Consider the following 19,452-nt stretch of genomic DNA (forward strand, 5'->3'; position numbering starts at 1 on the left):
TATAATGCTTGTATTAGCAAGATACTGTTTCTGCTTCTAATAATTCTTTAGCACCTTTGTACTCTACACCGTGAGCTTCTGCAACTGCTTCGAATGTTACATAGCCATCTAATGTGTTAATACCTTTTAGTAATGCAGAGTTGCCTAAGCAAGCTTCTTTGTAGCCTTTGTTAGCAATTTGTACTGCGTATGGTACTGTTACGTTTGTTAATGCAAGAGTTGATGTACGTGGAACCGCACCTGGCATGTTTGCAACTGCATAATGAACAACGCCGTGTTTTTCGTAAGTTGGGTTATCATGAGTTGTAATACGGTCAGTTGTTTCGAAAATACCACCTTGGTCAATCGCGATATCTACAACAACAGAACCTGGTTCCATTGATTTAATCATTTCTTCTGTTACAAGTTTTGGCGCTTTTGCACCTGGGATTAATACTGCACCGATTACAAGATCAGACTCTTTTACAGCTTCTGCAATATTGTACGGATTAGACATTAAAGTTTTTACTTGGTTTCCGAAAATGTCATCTAATTGACGAAGACGTTCTGCACTTAAGTCGATGATTGTTACATCCGCACCTAGTCCAACTGCAATTTTAGCAGCATTTGTACCAGCTTGTCCACCACCGATGATTGTTACTTTACCACGTTTAACCCCTGGAACACCTGCAAGTAAAATTCCTTTACCGCCTTTGTTCTTCTCAAGGAATTGTGCACCAATTTGTGCAGCCATACGACCAGCTACTTCACTCATAGGTGCAAGTAATGGTAGAGAACGGTTTTCTAATTGTACTGTTTCATATGCAATAGAAACAACTTTCTTTTCGATTAATGCTTTTGTTAATTCTGGTTCTGGAGCTAAGTGTAAGTATGTGAATAAAATTAAACCTTCGCTGAAGTGTTTGTATTCGCTTTCAATTGGTTCCTTAACTTTCATAACCATTTCCATGTTCCAAGCTTCTTCAGCTGTATCAACAATTTTCGCTCCCGCTTCAACATACTGAGCATCTGTGAAACCAGATCCTAAACCTGCACCCTTTTGAATGAATACTTCGTGATTGTTACGAATTAAATGTACAACACCTGCTGGTGTCATTGCCACACGGTTTTCGTTGTTTTTAATTTCTGCTGGTACCCCAATACGCATAATGAAATGCCCCCTTATAATTAACAGAAAAAAGAAAGTCTTTTTTCTTTTTGTAATAATTAATAACTTATGTCCTTATTCTAGCATAACTTAAAAGTTATGAAAACGCTAACATACCATATTTTTAAAGTTTATATATTTAGAATAGTGTAAATATATAAAACATTGATTCTATTAGCCTCGTTGTTCCATCTCATTATCTATCACTCTATTTTTATTATACTCCTTTAAAATAAGCAGCAATCATTTATTATTCGACAATAATGTAACAATGTAAGAAATACCAATGATGCCGTATACATATACAGTTATAAGTTTAAACAATACTTTAGGGATATATTCTTTCCCTAAAAAAACAGCTGCTAGCATTTAACTAGCAGCTGGATAACTTATAAATAACTTGGAAAATAAATCATCTGTTGTTTCCGTAATTTTATCAAACAGATCACTTTCTTCCTCTTCTTGCTCTTTTAACATCTTAATTGTTTCACGTGCCGATTCAGGATAATCGGTAATGATACCATCTACGTTCAATTTATAATATCCCTTTAAACTTTCCATATCATTTACCGTCCATACGTAAATTGGTTTATTTAACTTCCTTGCTTCTTTTACTAATTTCTTATTTAACATGTATTCTTCCGCTACATAAAAATCAGCCTTTACATTCTTTAAGTGAGCTCTACTTGCATATAATATATATCCTACTTTTATATTTGGATTTGCACGCTTAAACTCTTTTATAAGCGGATAATGTAACGTTTGAATAACACATTGCTTCTCAAATTCATTATCTTTAATCGTTTTTAATACTTTGTTTACAAAGTCTTTTTCGCCCCCATGAAGCTTCACTTCAATATTGAGTTTGATTTTACCCTTTGCCAACTTAATGATTTCATCCAGCGTACTGATTTGTCCTGAAAAACCATCTTGACTAAGGGTAAGCTGCCTTAACTCTTCCATCGTTAAATCCGAAACATGAACGTTAGCATTGGCAAGACGTTTCAACTTCAAATCATGTATAACTGCTAGTTCACCGTCTTTTGTTTGTAATACATCTATTTCAGCGTAGTCTGCTTTCGCATCAATAGCTCCCTGCACAGCTTCTTTCGTATTTTCTACACCTTTTGAAATATAACCGCGATGAGCCATAATAATCGGTTCTTTATATGTGTTTGTAATAAAGGTCACAATGAAAGCAACAACCATTCCCGCCGTAATAATTCCTACAATATATACACCAATAAATTTCCAACGATGTTTTTGGAAGAAACATTTATCTGCCTTCGTCTTTGAATAATCTAATCCTTCTTCTAATAAAACATCTTCGACTGGAACCTTTTGTAAATACAATCTTGTTAACGCCATAATATAGAACGGCGTCATAATAAAGCTAAATAGATACAATGTACTTGTTAGGAAAACTGAAATAGTTGACTCTGCTAGTAGTGCAAATGTCCCTTCTGGGTTTGTAAATTCATATACCCCCCACAGACAAAGTAAATAAACTCCTACACATAAAAGAAAAACAATTCCTACAGATATGAAAAAACCTACTAAAAAGAACAAAACTTTAAAGAAGCTTTCTTTTACTAAGTTTGCGCTTTTGCGTGCTGCCGTACGGAACGGCTTCTCCTCTAAAACGATAATAGGTAAAACAAAAATCCAACGAAGGTTCAAATAGGCAACTACAGCAAAGAAAGTATAATATCCAACTTGCCCCATTGTTGTCTTAAATAGTTCACCTGTAATAAAATTAGGAATTTGAATTTCAGGAATCAATGCAGATTTATATCCCATACTTAATAGTGGTAATAGTACAACTGCATACAAAACAAAGCCAGGTAAGCAATATGTAAACAGAGAAGGTAAATACGTTACTGTTTTATATAAAATCGGACGTAATCTCACCTTTTGCCTTTTATGAGCGAAGTACGAAATGATAATAAGTACTGCAAACTCTGTAAAAATCAGGAACAATGCCAATATAGATAAAATTACGATCGCCAAAATCCCGTATGGGGTTTTCAAAAATGCTAATAACTCATCATTTGTTGCGTTTGCATACCCACCAAAGTACAACAACTTATTGAAAATAATACCGAAAAGTGGGATAAACACAATCGCTGCTAACAATTTATAAGCAAGTTGGAATGTTAACACATTCCAAAAGGCAAATCTAACAGTTTGAAAGGAATGTCTCATTACTCCTGGTATAGATAGTCTTTTACGGTGTTGCATATATTCCTCCACATTCTAAAACGATATTTGAGATGGATTCCACATTTCCATTTCTAACCCATCCCTTTAATAATAATATATTCCGCTTAACATGAACACTCTTATACATACAATGAAAAAAGTGATGGCTACTTCCCATCACTTTTCACTTACTCTATTTTTTCTCTAACCCTTGTCCAAATGCTTTCAAGAAGCTAAATCCGAATGTGATGGCTCTATTGATATCTGGATCTTTTAACACTTTAAAGAAGTCCATCACTTTTGTTTTTTTACCACTCTTTAATTCATCTGTTGCAAATTGCAATCCAGTGACTAAACTCGATGTGATTTGCTTTGTTACTTCTGGGTCAACTGAGGACAGTGCTTCCCCCGCCCCCATCATGTTGTTAAGTGCATTTTTAACTGGTTCACGATTTAATTGCTCCACAGCGATTTTTGAAACATCTTCCTTAGCAGCAAGTAAACTAATCGCCGCATCTAATATTCCAGCCTTCTGTAACTGCGCTAACAGCTGCATCGTTTCTTCTACTGCTTCACGATTATTAGATAGCTCATTTAGAAGTTCATCTGCTACTTGCTGTTTCTGTTCTTCCTCTGTTACAACTTTCTTTTTAATTAAAGTAATCTCTTTCGCCACTATCTCCGCCCCCTAGTCCACGAGTGATACGTATTGTTTTCTTTGCCATTTTTGCTCGATTTCAACACCATTTTGCGGATTACGCTTTTTATCTCGCGGGTTTGAAGATGGTAACGGACGATTTCCTTTTTCACGTAATACACGCATTTTCACCATCGTTTGTTTGTACGCCGGTGTACACGTATAAAGGTCTGTTGCCGTCCCAGTTAAAATATTGATCGCTTCTTCATTTATCGTTGCATGCATCGGTAAGTATAGCTCTTTCCCCGTTACACGCTCAGTAATAAGCGCTTGTACTTTAATTTTGCCAAATGGTGATGCTAATTCTACAAGACCACCATCTTTCACATTGCGCTCTATAGCAAGCTCAGGTGAAATTTCAACGAACACTTCAGATACTTTAGATAAAATACCAGCCGACTTATTCGTCATATTCCCTTCATGGAAATGTTCTAGCATACGTCCATTATTTAAAAGTAAATCATACTCATCTGGCGCTACAACTGGTGGTATCCATTCATCTAATGATAAACGAGCTAGTTTATCTGGGAAGTTAAATCCGTCTACATATAATAGCGGTGTATCACTACCATCATGACTACCCCAACATAAACTATTCCATCCTTCTAGACGATCGTACGTTGCTTGAGAGTATAACGGTGCAAGCGATGCGATTTCGTCCATAATTTCACTTGGACTTTCGTAATTCCAATCCCCGCCGAGTGCACGAGCAACTTTTTGTAAAATCCACCAATCTGGTTTTGAATCACCTAGTGGTTTTAATACTTCATATAATCTTTGAATACGTCGCTCTGTATTCGTAAACGTTCCTTCTTTTTCTAAGCTTGGTGCCGCTGGTAAAATAACATCAGCAAAACGAGCTGTTTTTGATAAGAACATATCTTGAACAACGAGGAAGTCTAAATTCGCTAAAATATGTTGCACATGGTTCGCATTGGAATCGACTAAAGCCATTTCTTCCCCCATGACATACATACCACGTAGTTTTCCTTCTTCTGCCGCAAGTAACATTGCGATATTATTTAATCCTGGTGCTTTCGGAATCGTTGTGCCGTATGCTTTTTCAAACTTAGCACGAAGCGTATCATCCGATACTGCTTGATAACCTGGAAGCCAGTTTGGTAATGTCGCCATATCACAAGCACCTTGTACATTATTATGACCTCGTAATGGATATGCGCCTGCACCAGGACGACGATAGTTCCCCGTAACAAGCAGTAAATTGGAAATGGCAGCAGATGTTGTACTTCCTCCTGTATTTTGCGTTACACCCATTCCCCAAAGTATACAAGTTCCATCTGCTTCATATACCATACGAGCCATTTCTTTCAGGTTTTCTTTCGAAATTCCCGTAATTTCTTCTGTATAATCAAGCGTATACTTTTCTAACATTGTGCTATATTCATCAAAGTTCTTCACATTTTCAGCTATGAACTTTTTATCATGCCAATCTTGATCAATAATATATTTCGTAATACCAGCAAGCCATACGTAATCTGTACCTTGACGCGGATGAATAAATAAATCCGCACGCTCTGCCATTTCATGTTTACGAAGATCTGCTACAATCAGTTTTTGCTCGTGTAATTTATGAGCACGTTTTACACGCGTCGCGAGTACAGGATGTCCTTCTGTTGGATTCGCACCAACGATAATGACAAGGCCTGCTTCAGCTATATCTTTCACTGTTCCAGCATCGCCGCCCATACCGACGGTTTTAAATAAACCATCTGTTGCTGGAGATTGGCAATAACGCGAGCAGTTATCTACATTATTTGTTCCATATATTTGACGAGCTAGTTTTTGCATAAGATAATTTTCTTCATTCGTTACTTTCGAAGAAGAAATAAATCCAAATGCATCGCTGCCGTATTCTGATTTAATATGTTGCATGTTAGAAGCAACAACTTCTAACGCTTCTTCCCATGAAGCTTCAACAAACATATCTCCTTGGCGAATTAATGGCTTCGTAATTCGATCTTCACTATTTACAAAGTCCCATCCAAATTTACCTTTTACACATGTGGAAATGCCATTAACCGGTGCATCAGAAACAGGTTGCACTTTTAATATATGGCGATCTTTCGTCCATACTTCGAATGAACAACCGACACCACAAAATGTACAAACTGTTTTTGTTTTATTCACTTTCGTCTTACGCATCGCAGCCTCTACTTCTGAAACCGCTAAAATACTACTATATCCAGGCTCTACATCCTTTACAAAATCAATCATCGGATCTAACACATCTGGTTTTAACCCTGTCATGAATCCAGCTTCACCTAACATTGATTTTTCCATTAACGCATTACATGGACATACTGTTACACACTGCCCACAACTTACACAAGATGAGTCATTTATACTTACACCATGATCCCATATAACACGCGGACGATCTAAGCTCCAGTCTATCGATATCGTTTCATTAACCTGTAGGTTTTGACATACTTCTACACACTGTCCACAAGCAATACATTGATTTGGATCATACCGATAAAACGGATGTGACATATCCACTTCACAAGCACTTACTTTCGGCTCATACGGATATTTCTGTTCTTCAATTCCCATCATATGTACTGTATTATGAACCTTACAATTACCGTTATTGTTATCACATACGGTACAATACAATAAATGATTCTCTAATATTCGATCCATCGCCTCAGTCTGCGCCTCTTTCGCACGCTGTGACTGTCTTTCAATATGCATACCATTCTCTATTTGCGTTGAACAAGCACGCATTAACTTCCCATCTACTTCTACAATACACGTATCACAAGTTTGAATTGGATCTACTTCTGGTACATGACAAATTTGAGGATGTTCCAAATTACTCTCGTTAAATAATTGTAGTATCGTCTTTTCACCTGATGCTGAAAATTCTTTACCATCTACGGTTACACGGACTGTCTGTTCTGCCATAGTTTCCCCTCTCCTTACAACCAACTGTACAACACACTTATGAATCCGTTTTCACAAATGAATTACTGTACATATTTTTGAAACGCCCTGCCTAAATACTTTTCTTATGAAGTCGATTCTAGATGTTTATAAGGTATCACTACGAAAGCTTGAAAATTTCACTATTCTACATTTCTATTATATCGTATATATACAATAATAACCAAAATAATCTGATACCTTCCTTCTAATAGATGTTTTTATTTTTTCAATGTTTTATGATGAATGTGGGAGAAAATACATATAAAAGGGGAATTTCATATGGGACCTACGCAAGAGAGTTATACAATTGTACGCTATCACTCTGGTACATTTTCAAAACAAACTGATGAGATTGTTACAGAATCTCCTATTACTATTAAATTGAATGGTGAAGAATATGTAACAGTCGTATGTACACCAAATTATATTGAAGATATGGTAATTGGTTTTTTAATTTCTGAGGGGATTATTTCTTCCTATAAAGATATTGAAGAACTATGGGTTCAAAAAGATAATGGAATTGTCCATGTAACATCATCAAAAATAAATCCGCTCTATCAAAATTTATATAATAAACGATACATCACTTCCTGCTGCGGAAAAGGTAGACAAGGTTTTATTTTCGCTAACGATGCAGCAAAAGCAAAAGATTTACATGATATACATGTAAAAATTACTCCTGAAGAATGCTTTTACTTAATGAATACTTTACAACAATCTTCTACTACCTTTCGCCAAACCGGCGGTGTTCACAATACCGCGCTATGTGATCGAAACAATATCCTCCTATCAAGAATGGATATTGGAAGACATAATGCATTAGATAAAATATATGGACATTGTTTACGCAACAATATATCTGTTAAAGGAAAAATCATTGCATTTAGCGGGCGTATTTCATCCGAAATTTTACTCAAAGTTTCAAAAATCGGATGTGAAATTGTTCTATCTAAATCCGCTCCAACAAAACTAGCATTGCAACTCGCTCACGATTTAGGCATTACAGTCGTAGGATTTATTAGAAATGACTCTTGTAATATTTACACGCATCCACATCGAATTGATGGTTATCAATCGAATAACTAAAATAACTCCTCAATCGAGGAGTTATTTTAGTTATAAAAATGTAATATATTAAACACTTGAATAGTTAATAAAGTTAATATATAATTTCATTACATATTAAAAAACAAAACATTGTAGCATATATCTTTTCATTCTTTTACAAATTAAAAGAGACTGCTCACAAAACACATACACAATCTTATAAAAGGTTCACTTTATTTGAAATCGACCAAGGAGGTTACAACGATGGAAATTCGCTTATTAACGACAGAGGACGCAGAAATATATTTAAAAGTTTGTATGGAAGGTTTAACGAAGAACCCGGAAGCTTTTAGCTCTTCTTATGAAGATGTTCTTAAACATGAGGATCCTGTAGCTGCTATGGCAAAACGATTAAGCAATCCGGATAAGTATACTCTAGGTGTCTTCAAAGATAACGATTTAATCGGCATTGCTACTTTAGAAACAAAGCCTTTCATTAAACAAGAACATAAAGCAAAAATCGGTTCCGTTTTTGTTTCCCCTAAAGCACGTGGCCTTGGAGCAGGACGAGCTCTTATTAAAGCAATTATTGAAAATGCTGATAAATTACATGTAGAACAACTTATGCTCGATGTTGTAGTTGGTAACGATGCAGCAAAAAAATTATATGAGTCATTAGGTTTCCAAACTTACGGCGTACAAGAGCGTTCATTAAAACATAACGGTCAATATTGGGACGAAGAACATATGGTTCTATTCTTAAATGATTAATACTTCAATCTAGTTTTCCAAAAGCATCTTTTTATTAAGAAAGATGCTTTTTTCATTACAACAATGTAATCTTCATGTCACCTTTATCGATCGTACCAAACCTTTCCATTCATTATACTAAAAATATAAAGTGAAACTTTACTCAGTGGGGAACTACATCCCACGCTGATCGCATGTACTTGATATGTAGAGGAGAATGTGACATGAAACAAAACAAACGAGCTATGCTTTTAATATTTACTACAGCAATTGTAACTTCTGGATTAGCAATTTTACCTTGGTTTATTATATAAAAATACTCCCCCTAACAACGAAAAAAGCTTATTGCTTCTTAAGAAGCAATAAGCTTTTTTTATATTATAAAATCCCCCAAATTTTATTTACACAACTTATAATAATAACCATAGATACGGCAACGCACATGACAACCGTATTACGATCTTGCTTTTCTTTTTTTGAAATTTCTTCTTTTGGATTCATGTGTATGATCTCCTTTTAAAAAAAGTGTGAGATAGGAAATTTTTCTTATCCGATGCGAGGTGAATACGAAAACCCTCTCTATCTCACATACACAATAGAATGGAATTGTCATTTTATAAATAAAATGACATGACGTTATGTCGCAACATAGGGTATTTTGTGTCGCTACGTTTTCTATTATAAAAAATAGTTGTGCAAAACTAGTGCATTTTTTATGTCAATTACTCTGAGCGAGAAATCACTCTTCCACTCAATCACATAAAAAGAGTTTTTTATCATTTTCATGTAAACTATACAAGTAGAATGAACAGTTTGGGGTGCACAAGATTATGGTGAAAATTTTATTAGTAGACGATGAAGAACGTATGTTACGATTATTAGATCTGTTCTTAAGTCCTCGTGGCTATTTTTGTATGAAAGCTACCTCTGGCCTTGAAGCACTAAAGTTAATAGAACAAAAAGACTTCGATATTGTTTTGTTAGATGTAATGATGCCAAATATGGATGGATGGGATACTTGCTATCAAATCCGTCAAATTTCCAACGTTCCAATCATTATGCTAACAGCTCGTAATCAAAATTACGATATGGTAAAAGGCCTTACGATCGGCGCAGATGACTATATTACAAAACCATTTGATGAGCATGTATTAGTTGCACGAATTGAGGCTATATTACGCCGTACAAAGAAAGATGGATTTGTTAGCTTCAATGGTATTGAGTGGGATAAAACGAAACATACTGTCACAGTGTATGATGAAAAAATCTCACTGACTCCTATCGAATTTTCGTTACTTGGACTATTTTTACAAAATACAAACCGTGCTTATAGCCGAGATGATTTAATCGAAAAAATTTGGGGTTATGAAACAGACATTGAATATAGAACAATCGATTCACATATTCGCAATATCCGTGATAAATTACGTAAAAAAGGATTTCCAGTTGAAAATTACTTAGAAACTGTTTATAAGGTCGGATATAAATGGAAAAGTGAATAATTACTTCGGTCAGTGGAAACTAGTATACCACTGACCCTTTATTATGAATAAGGTATGGTGAGAAAATGAGTAAACTTTCACTTAAAATCGGGACATACTTTTTAATATTAGCTTTATGCATTGAAACAATTGCTTTCGTATCTTTTTACAAAAGTATTTCTAAAATGCGCATTGAAGAGGAAACACTCGCTCTTTTAGAAAAAGGTAATCGCTATAGTAACAAAATTACACAACGCGCAAAGTGGAGTACATTTGCTAAAGAAAAGAAACACGGCGAACGCGCTGAATACAATAAAAATCCTAAGCGTCCTATATACCCAGAATTCGATATCGCTGATGAGGCTGAACACTTAGTTGAATCAGAATCAATTGCTAACTCTGATATAGCTATCATTATAACGGACAATAATGGAAAAATTATTTCCACTTCAGAACCTGTAACAAAAGCAATGCAAAAACAGCTTACATGTAAAACAGAACCTATTCCAGCAAACGGATTGGTTGTCGAAAAGAACTGGAAAAAATCAAAATTCATCACAACTGTAAGCTCACTTAATACAGCAGAGTTTCAAGGAAAGTTATATATGTTACTAAAAACATCTTTCTTAGAAAATATGTTACTTAAACTCATGAACCAATTTCTTATCATTAGTGTTTTGACTGTTATTTTAACGACTATTTCTGTCTTTGTTTTTTCTCGTGTTATTACAGAACCGCTTATAAAAATGAAGAGGGCAACAGAAAAAATGTCAAAATTAAATAAGCCAATTCAATTAGGTATTAAACGGAATGATGAACTTGGAAGCTTAGCAAAAACGATTGAAGATTTGTCCAGTGAACTAACTTATATGAAAAAAGAACGCAATGAATTTCTTGCTAGTGTCGCCCATGAACTATTAACTCCATTGACCTATATGAAAGGTTATGCGAAAGTAGCAAAGAGAGACACTTTAACGAAAGAAGAGCGAGAAGAATACTTGCAAATCATCGAGGATGAAACAGATAGTGTAACTGACCTCGTCCAAGATTTATTTATGCTTGTACAATTAGAACAACACCAGTTTGTTATAAAAAAACAAAAAGTACTTCTTAGACCATTTTTAGAACGAATGGTTGAAAAAACAAAAACAACATTAACAAATAAACAAATGCAACTTCATGTATATTGCAAAGATGATTTAGAAGTTTGCATAGACGAAAGACGTATGGAACAAGTTATGTTAAATTTATTACACAATGCTTATCAACACTCACTAGAAAACACTACTATTACGATACGCGTACTCGCTGAAACAAATTCTTTTACAATAAGTGTACAAGATGAAGGTGAAGGTATTCCTGAAGAAGATATTCCGCATATTTTCGATCGTTTTTATCGTGTTGATAAATCTAGAACGAGAGCTACTGGGGGAAAAGGTATCGGGCTAGCTGTTGCTAAAGAAATTGTGGAATTGCATAACGGTGCCATTCTAGTAACAAGCAAATTAGGGGTAGGAACTACCTTTATAATTGAGCTACCTTTTGAATAATATGTGTGTGAAAACACCAGTAATAGTAAAAACTACTGGTGTTATTTTGTTCATAAAATCAGCTTATATAAGCTAAGCTTTTGAAATTATTCTTATTTCAATATAAAATAAAGATACATTTGTCAAAGATTTGGAGGGTGATATAATTGGATATCCATGTATTAACAAAAGACGAAGCGGAAATTTACTTAGAACTTCGTGTAGAAGGATTAAAGCAAAACCCTGAGGCTTTCAGCTCTTCTTATGAAGATATTATTAATAAAGAGTGTGCGATTGAATATAAAGCACAAAAATTAGCACAAGATGAAAACTATACGCTAGGCGCATTCAAAGATGGAAAATTAATCGGGGTTGCAACGCTGGAAACGAAACCATATGTAAAACAAGAACATAAAGCTAAAATCGGTTCTGTATATGTATCTCCAAAAGCACGCGGACTTGGAGCAGGGAAAGCACTTATTAAAGAATGTCTTGAGCTTGCTAAATCTTTAGAGGTGGAACAAGTTATGCTTGATGTTGTTGTTGGCAACGATGGAGCAAAAAAACTTTATGAATCATTAGGATTTAAAACATTCGGTGTACAAGAACGTTCATTAAAATATAACGGACAATATTGGGACGAAGAGCATATGGTCTTATTCTTAGACGAAAATAAATAATAAAAAACATCCTCTCATGTATGAGGATGTTTTTTTACTTTTTTCTAAACCACGCTGTATTTAATAGTTGAATCGCTTGCGCAATTTCTTCTTCTGATAAGATCGCAAACCCAAGTAAAACGACATTTTCAGGTGCAGTACCGTCTTTATAGTACGTAGAAACAGGATATATTTTAATACTATATTTTGCAGCTTCTTGAATGAGTTCTTCTTCTCGCATTCCATTATGTACTTTTAATAAAATGTGTAATCCCGAATCTTCTCCTATCACTTCAACATGATTAGAGAAATACTTCTCTATTTCAAAAACAAGTCGATCCCTCTTTTTCCGGTAGACGACACGCATTTTATGAATATGTTTTTCCCAATAACCTTCATGTAAAAACTTTCTAATCACTTCTTGATCCATTCTTGAAACACTTTGTGTATAAAATAAATATTCTTTTTGATACTTTTTAATTAAATTCTTCGGTAATACTATATAGCTCATCCGTAATGAGGGCAACAAAGCTTTTGATAACGTCCCCATATAAATAACTTTCCCATCTGTATCTAACCCTTGTAGTGCCGGAATTGGCTTTCCTGAATAACGAAATTCACTATCGTAATCATCTTCAATAATATACCTATCTTCTTCTTTCTTTGCCCATTGTAAAAGCTGCGTCCTTCTCGTAATAGGCATAATCATTCCATATGGAAACTGATGAGAAGGAGTTACAAATACAACATTTGCAGTGCTATTTTCTAAATCTGCCATACAAATGCCGTCCCTATCTAAAGACAACATTTGAACCTTCTTTTCTCCCTGTTCAAAAACGACCATTTTCCTATGGTACCCTGGATTTTCAACAGCGTAATTACTTCCCTTCAACAATTGAAAAAGTAACTTCACTAATATTTGTGTTCCCGCACCTAATACAATTTGACTAGCTGAACAACGTACACCTCTAGATTCATACAAATAGTTCGCAATTTCCTCTCGTAAGCTTAATTCTCCTTGAGGGTGTCCAAGAAAAAGTAAATCATTATTACGCGGCTGCCATACATCATTTATAAGCTTGCGGTACATAGTGAACGGAAAAGTTTTTGTATCAACCCCTGTTTGTGTGAAATCAAATGTATAGTTCTCCTCCCGAAACGATACTTCTTCTACTTTCGCTTCGCTTCCTTCTACATCCATCATTTGTTCAAATTTACATACAAAATAACCTTTTCTTGATATCGACTCAATATAACCTTCTGCAAGTAATTGCTCGTAAGCCGCTTCTATTGTATTCTTACTCACTTGTAAATAGCTCGCCAGCTTTCTCTTTGCGGGTAATTTTGTAAAAGCGGAAATCGTTCCATCCTTAATCTCTTTTTTTATATACTCATACAATTGCACGTACAATGCCTTTTTACTATTCATATTTAAATTAGGCGTTAATTCTAACATAATATCTGACCCCTTAATAAAACTAAAATCTGATACTTTTTACAGTACCAGAAGTTATATATAATTCCTTTTATCATGTCACACATAAAAAATCAAATACTCGAGAGGAGATGCATGATTATGAACAATAGTAGACGGATTGGACTCATTATGATTATTACAGGAGCTACCTTATGGGGATTATCTGGTCCGATGATTCAGTGGCTATTTCAACATACTAACGTATCATCAATTGATTTTTTAACAATTCGCTTGTTGCTTGCGGGATTATTTATTTTATCTTTTTTACTTATAAAGAAACAAAACATATTTCAAATTTGGAAACACTCTAGACATTCTATACAACTTATTATTTTCTCTATTCTCGGCATGCTCGGTGCGCAATATGCCTTTATCGAAACAGTTCATATTAGTAATGCGGTCACAGCGACATTATTTCAATTTCTAGGTCCTGTTTTTATTACCATTTATGTCGCATTTGGACAAAGAAAATTCCCTGCTTCTATGCAACTACTCGCAATTATTACTGCACTAACGGGAACGTACTTTATTATTACAAACGGTTCAATTGAAAATATTGTTTTATCGAAAGAAGCCATTATTTTTGGCCTATTAACAGCAATTGGATTTGCATTTTATACCCTCCATCCAGCTTCTCTTATTAAAGAATGCGGAACAACCATAGTAATTGGCTGGGGGATGCTAATCGGCGGCATCGCTCTGCTTATTTTTAATCGCTCGTTTGGATGGAGTCAACTTTCACAAACCTTTACACCAAAAACTTTTTCTATGCTTATCCTTATCATTATAAGTGGCACTCTTTCTTTCCTTCTTTATATCGGTAGTCTGAAATATTTAGCAGCAACAGAAACGAGCATTTTATCTAGCATTGAACCACTTGTAGCAGCTATCGTTTCAATCGCTTGGCTAAATGAATCATTTGGAGCGTATCAATTACTAGGCGGCGTATGTATCGTTCTTTCTGTTATTTTCTTAACGATGCCTCAAAAAGAACGAGAACCAACCTTTTCAACTGAACAAATATAAAAAATGTCAAAAGAGGTCGTACAAAACTTACGACCTCTTTTTATACTTTAAAGGAATTGTCCCTCTTTCTGGCAAATACAATTACACTAACAGTAAAAATTAGGAGTGTGACACCATGAAAAAAATTGGAACTATGCTACTTTTCTCCTTTCTCATCACTGGATGCTCGCAATTGCAGCCTGATTCAGAAGCACCTAAAAAAGAAGCTATCGCCACGTCATCCACCCAAGTTAATGCACCTTCCTTCTTTCATCTTAGCGTTTTAAAAGATGTAAATTGGGAAGAAACACCCTCCTTCATACAAGAAAAAACACCTTTAAAAGGTATCGAAGAAAAAATCGCACTGGCTGATAGCCCTATTATCGCAAATGAAAAAAATGAAATGATGTGGTACTTTTTAGATCCTGAAATGCCAACTGGAAAACTATCTATTATTGCACTAAAACAAGGATCAGTAACCCCAACACCCGTACTCTTTCAACAAGAAACTTCTAAACCAACTTGGACTACTTCAAATACAATTGATTCTACTACAACCGAACTCCCACTCACTATGTCACTACCTTCATCTGGATTATGGGTATTAAATATATACGTGAATGAAAAATATTATGATCAGTTTGTAATCAATGCAACAGAAAATAAATAAAAGGAAGGAGGCTGTTTCAGCCTCCTTCCTTTTATTTACCCATCTTATATGTAACTAATCGCCTGACTACCCATTTGCACCCATGCCTTTTCAAAACTTTCTCTCGGTACTTTTACATCTAAGCTATCACTTAGAGGATCTCGAATATATACAAACTCCTTATCATATCCAATAAGTACTACACAATGTTCATTATACGTAATAGAAACATCTCCACTATTTGTTTCCCATGTAGTAAATTCATCTTTATCTAATGGCGCAAATGTTGCATTCGTAATCATGACTACCGGTTGTCCTGATTTTACACTCTTATAAAGCTCTTCTATACTCTTCCCTGTTAAGTCCACAGCTTTGTTAGGTAAATACTTTTTCGCTAATTGAAAAAGTGGTCCATGATATACACCATATCCTGATTCAGAAAAGGTATAAATATTTCCTACAAATCCTTCATTCGGATTCCCACGTACACCATCGTTCATAAAATCAACTTTCTTTATTTCGTTTGCTAATTTCATCTTATCCACTGTAATACCTGCGTATTGTAACATCATCGCTAAGCTCGTCACTTCACAGCCTCTATCTAACTCTGGTAACTGCTGAATGAAAGGTACATTTGATAAAATGACCTTTTCATCACGATTAAACTCTACTTGTTTTCCACTTTTCATATTGAAGAATGTTAATTTCTCCACATACTTTGTAATTCCATTTGTATAGATCCCCCATACTGCTATAACGAGTAAAGCCATACCTATATACCACTTAAACTTCCGTATCACTTTCACGCCCTTTTTAGTTCGTTAAATAAGAATAAAACGCGTCCGCATCCGTTCGAATCACTGGTACAAAATTTAGTTCTTTTCCTTTTTCAGGCTGATCCTTTTTTATTTTTTCTGCTAATTCTTGAACGTTCCTATTCGTTTTATCCATATTAAGCTCATCTGCCATTTGTAACACTTTTTGTTCATTAATTTCGCTTAATACTTGATATATATCTTTCCCATACAAATCGATATGATATTCTTTTGCTTCTTCCTGTACTTTTTGTTCGTATACTTCTTGCGCTAACACTTCTATCTCTTTTCCTTTTGGTGAAATACCTAACTTGCCTGCTTCCTCTCTTACTTTCGTTCCATAGATTTCTTCTGCAATGTCCTCTATTTCTTTTCCATTTGTCGAAATACCTAATTTATCCGCTTCATCGTTAATTTTAATCGTATTAATTTGAGTAATCAAATTTACAATTGATGTATTTTCTATTGATATGCCTAGCTTTAACGCTTCTTGCTTCACTTTTGTTTCATAGATTTCTTCTGAAAGAGTTCCAACATCTTTTCCTTCAATCGAAATTCCTAACTGTTCTGCTTCTCTTCCTACTTCCGTCTCATGGATTTCTTTTTCTAGCGTAATTTGTTCTTTCCCTGCCGTTTCAATCCCTAAATTCTCCGCCTTTTCTTCTGTATGCACAGCATGTATCTTTCCATTGTTTAATTGTTCTTTGCTGCGCTGTGTGTAATCTGTCTTTCCTTTTGATGTTTCAGAAGGAGAGGCACCCCCTAATATACTTAAACTCATTACTCCAATAGTGAATACCATCATCATTTTCTTTTTCAAAATTAATTCCTCCCTCTTACACTTTCTTTTCCATCATTCCCTATTCATAATCGAAATAACATTATGATCGATATAATCTACTCAAATACCTTTTTATAATCGCTTCTTTTTATAGGGCGAACTTTTCTGTATATAATACATGTTAAAAATAGTTTCTTAACTTTCCCTTAAAAAAAGACGACCTTGTAAAAACAAGATCGTCTTCTCACTTATATTCTTTGGTGTTTAGGGAAAATCACTTCAAAACAAGTGCCCTCTTCCCATTTGCTCTCTACTGATATTTTTCCGTAATGTTTTTCTACAATCCAATTTGCGATTGAAAGACCTAATCCAGCTCCTTCTGACGTACTTCTTGCTTTATCCCCTTGATAAAAACGATCAAATAATTTCGGAATATCTTCTTCTTTCACTCCTATCCCGTCATCTTTCACTTGTATACGAATTGAACTACTCGTTTGCGTGCAATTGATTTGAATATGACCGCCTTCGTTCGTATACTTCATCGCATTATCTAACAGTATGACCATCATTTGATGAATCCGCTCTCTATCACCCATAAAAGATACGCCACGTTCTACTTTTAATATCATTTCTTTTTCTTGATAAGAAGCAATCTCCTTATATGGAGCTACTATTTCTTCTAACAATTTATCGAGTTCAAACGTTTTCTTATCCATCTCAATTTGATTAGAATCAGAGCGTGCTAGCAATAATAAATTACTAACGAGTTTTGATAACCGCCTACATTCTTTTGAAATTGTAGAAATATCCATCGCTTTTTCTTCTATCGTAGCGGATGGTGACTGGAATAAAACATCTGTTTTTGATTGAATAACTGCAAGCGGTGTCCTTAGTTCATGTGACGCATCAGAAACGAATTGCTGCTGTTTTTCCCATGAATTTTGAATAGGTACGAGTGCCCTGCCAGCTAAGAAAAAGCCGATTCCTATTGCACATAAACTTCCTACGCTACAACCTATTACAAGAATTAAAAATAAAGTATGTAACATTTCTTTTTCAGCTGTTATATCCCTTGCAATTTGAACTATTTTTGCATCTTTTTGAAATGAAAATATTCTAAAATATTGTCCTTGTACTTCTATATCTTGCAAAGTTCCTAATTTCTTTGGAGAAAACTTCTCCAAATTGTCTTCAAAAATAAAACGACGTTTGCCGTTTTCAATATCTATCTCCACCGTGTTTCCAAGCCAAGTTAACTCCATTATCCTTGGATCCCCAATTGGAGGATATCCTCTAATTTTTTTAGGTAGTTTTTTATCATCTGCATTCTTTCTATGTTGAACGGCTTTTTCTATCGATTCATTTACTCCACTATAAATACGCTTATATGTGTAAGAATAAATGATACTACCTAATACGCCTATCAAAATGATAAATACTAATGAATTCAATATAGTCAATCGAATACGCGTCTTCTGAAACATACTTCCCTTTTTCATTGTTCTTTTAATATATATCCAATACCTCGAACGGTTTGAATATCTTTCTGATAACCGAATGGCTCTAATTTTTTACGTAAATGATGTACATACACTTCTACAATTGCCACTGTCGTATCTGAATCAAATCCCCAAACACGATCAAAAATTTGTTCCCTCATTAAAATCTTTCCGCTATTTTGAACAAGGTACTCTAGAAGCTCATATTGTTTTAATGTTAGCTTCATACTTTGTCCATCTACTTGAACATCTTTATCTTTTCCGAACAGTTCAATCCCTTTATATCGAATAGTCTGCTTTGTTGTTAAACTACCACTTCTGCGTAGTAAAGCACGAATTCTCGCTTTTAATTCAGGGGCCTGAAATGGCTTAACGATATAGTCATCTCCACCAAAGTCCAATCCCTTCACCCGATCTTCTAAAGAATCTCTCGCTGTTAAAAACAGGACTGGTGTTTCAATCTTTTCATCACGTATTCTTTGAATTACTTCAAAACCATCCATCTCTGGCATCATCACATCAAGCAAAATTGCATCATATATATTTTGTAACGCTAGAAATAATCCCTCTTCTCCATTCAATGCTGTATCTACTTCAAATTCATCACACAAAATTTGTACGATAGACTCTAATAACGAAGCATTATCTTCTACTACGAGTAAGCGCATATTCTCACCTTCCACCATATCGTTCGATTCTATTTATAATCACATTCCTGCTTTTCCTAACAAAAGAATATCATTATATTCTGTAACTTCATTTTTA

The 19,452-nt window shown here is 34.8% G+C and carries 17 protein-coding genes; 7 read left to right on the forward strand and 10 right to left on the reverse strand.

Going from position 1 to position 19,452, the window contains the following annotated elements; translation table 11 throughout:
• Window positions 1–13 precede the first annotated feature (13 nt).
• The 4 genes from ald to fdhF all read right to left on the reverse strand — a co-directional run bounded on the left by ald (window position 14) and on the right by fdhF (window position 6,974).
• Complete coding sequence (gene ald, locus PQF83_RS21610; protein ID WP_001219742.1) at window positions 14–1,147, reverse strand: alanine dehydrogenase; 1,134 nt, start codon at window positions 1,145–1,147, stop codon at window positions 14–16.
• 369 nt (window positions 1,148–1,516) lie between these two features.
• Window positions 1,517–3,388, reverse strand: a complete 1,872-nt coding sequence (locus tag PQF83_RS21615) for a glycerophosphoryl diester phosphodiesterase membrane domain-containing protein (RefSeq protein WP_001164743.1) — start codon at window positions 3,386–3,388, stop codon at window positions 1,517–1,519.
• Window positions 3,389–3,542: 154 nt separating this feature from the next.
• Complete coding sequence (locus PQF83_RS21620) at window positions 3,543–4,025, reverse strand: DUF1641 domain-containing protein (protein ID WP_001040528.1); 483 nt, start codon at window positions 4,023–4,025, stop codon at window positions 3,543–3,545.
• A 12-nt stretch (window positions 4,026–4,037) separates the two neighbouring features.
• Window positions 4,038–6,974 (reverse strand): formate dehydrogenase subunit alpha, encoded by a 2,937-nt coding sequence (gene fdhF / locus PQF83_RS21625; RefSeq protein WP_000840655.1) that lies wholly within the window; start codon window positions 6,972–6,974, stop codon window positions 4,038–4,040.
• A gap of 300 nt (window positions 6,975–7,274) precedes the next feature.
• On the opposite strand from fdhF, the gene fdhD reads away from it, so the two are divergent.
• Complete coding sequence (gene fdhD / locus PQF83_RS21630) at window positions 7,275–8,081, forward strand: formate dehydrogenase accessory sulfurtransferase FdhD (RefSeq protein WP_000529216.1); 807 nt, start codon at window positions 7,275–7,277, stop codon at window positions 8,079–8,081.
• 225 nt (window positions 8,082–8,306) lie between these two features.
• Complete coding sequence (locus PQF83_RS21635) at window positions 8,307–8,813, forward strand: GNAT family N-acetyltransferase (protein WP_000405875.1); 507 nt, start codon at window positions 8,307–8,309, stop codon at window positions 8,811–8,813.
• Between the two features lie 357 nt (window positions 8,814–9,170).
• On the opposite strand, the gene PQF83_RS21640 is transcribed toward PQF83_RS21635, so the two are convergent.
• A complete protein-coding gene (locus tag PQF83_RS21640) occupies window positions 9,171–9,293 on the reverse strand; it encodes a hypothetical protein (RefSeq protein ID WP_001068393.1) in 123 nt (40 codons plus the stop codon).
• Between the two features lie 329 nt (window positions 9,294–9,622).
• Between PQF83_RS21640 and PQF83_RS21645 the strand changes: the two genes are divergently transcribed.
• From PQF83_RS21645 to PQF83_RS21655, 3 genes are all read left to right on the forward strand, one after another.
• Window positions 9,623–10,294 (forward strand): response regulator transcription factor, encoded by a 672-nt coding sequence (locus PQF83_RS21645; RefSeq protein WP_000238954.1) that lies wholly within the window; start codon window positions 9,623–9,625, stop codon window positions 10,292–10,294.
• Window positions 10,295–10,359: 65 nt separating this feature from the next.
• Entirely contained in the window at window positions 10,360–11,823 is a 1,464-nt protein-coding gene (locus PQF83_RS21650; RefSeq protein ID WP_000041002.1) for a sensor histidine kinase, read from the forward strand.
• Between the two features lie 146 nt (window positions 11,824–11,969).
• Window positions 11,970–12,482 carry a GNAT family N-acetyltransferase gene (locus tag PQF83_RS21655; RefSeq protein ID WP_000351212.1) on the forward strand — a complete coding sequence of 171 codons (513 nt, stop codon included), beginning with the start codon at window positions 11,970–11,972 and terminating at the stop codon, window positions 12,480–12,482.
• Between the two features lie 34 nt (window positions 12,483–12,516).
• Here the strand turns inward: PQF83_RS21655 and pdxR are convergent, their stop codons facing one another.
• Entirely contained in the window at window positions 12,517–13,917 is a 1,401-nt protein-coding gene (gene pdxR, locus PQF83_RS21660) for a MocR-like pyridoxine biosynthesis transcription factor PdxR (protein ID WP_000891903.1), read from the reverse strand.
• Window positions 13,918–14,037: 120 nt separating this feature from the next.
• Here pdxR and PQF83_RS21665 point away from each other — a divergent pair, with 120 nt between their 5' ends.
• Together PQF83_RS21665 and PQF83_RS21670 are read left to right on the forward strand one after the other, a co-directional pair.
• A complete protein-coding gene (locus PQF83_RS21665) occupies window positions 14,038–14,964 on the forward strand; it encodes a DMT family transporter (protein WP_001066056.1) in 927 nt (308 codons plus the stop codon).
• Window positions 14,965–15,079: 115 nt separating this feature from the next.
• Window positions 15,080–15,613, forward strand: a complete 534-nt coding sequence (locus PQF83_RS21670; RefSeq protein ID WP_000719663.1) for a DUF4871 domain-containing protein — start codon at window positions 15,080–15,082, stop codon at window positions 15,611–15,613.
• A 44-nt stretch (window positions 15,614–15,657) separates the two neighbouring features.
• On the opposite strand, the gene PQF83_RS21675 is transcribed toward PQF83_RS21670, so the two are convergent.
• The 4 genes from PQF83_RS21675 to PQF83_RS21690 form a co-directional block, all read right to left on the reverse strand.
• Entirely contained in the window at window positions 15,658–16,392 is a 735-nt protein-coding gene (locus PQF83_RS21675; protein ID WP_002163756.1) for a C39 family peptidase, read from the reverse strand.
• A gap of 13 nt (window positions 16,393–16,405) precedes the next feature.
• Entirely contained in the window at window positions 16,406–17,227 is an 822-nt protein-coding gene (locus tag PQF83_RS21680; protein WP_000728570.1) for a hypothetical protein, read from the reverse strand.
• 209 nt (window positions 17,228–17,436) lie between these two features.
• Entirely contained in the window at window positions 17,437–18,687 is a 1,251-nt protein-coding gene (locus tag PQF83_RS21685; RefSeq protein ID WP_001992492.1) for a sensor histidine kinase, read from the reverse strand.
• On the reverse strand, window positions 18,684–19,355 hold the full coding sequence (locus PQF83_RS21690; protein ID WP_001238613.1) for a response regulator transcription factor: 672 nt from the start codon (window positions 19,353–19,355) through the stop codon (window positions 18,684–18,686). Before PQF83_RS21690 ends, PQF83_RS21685 begins: the two co-directional genes overlap by 4 nt.
• Between the last annotated feature and the right edge of the window lie 97 nt (window positions 19,356–19,452).

The sequence above is a fragment of the Bacillus sp. FF-1 genome (genome assembly GCF_028548245.1).
Lineage (GTDB): Bacteria > Bacillota > Bacilli > Bacillales > Bacillaceae_G > Bacillus_A > Bacillus_A paranthracis.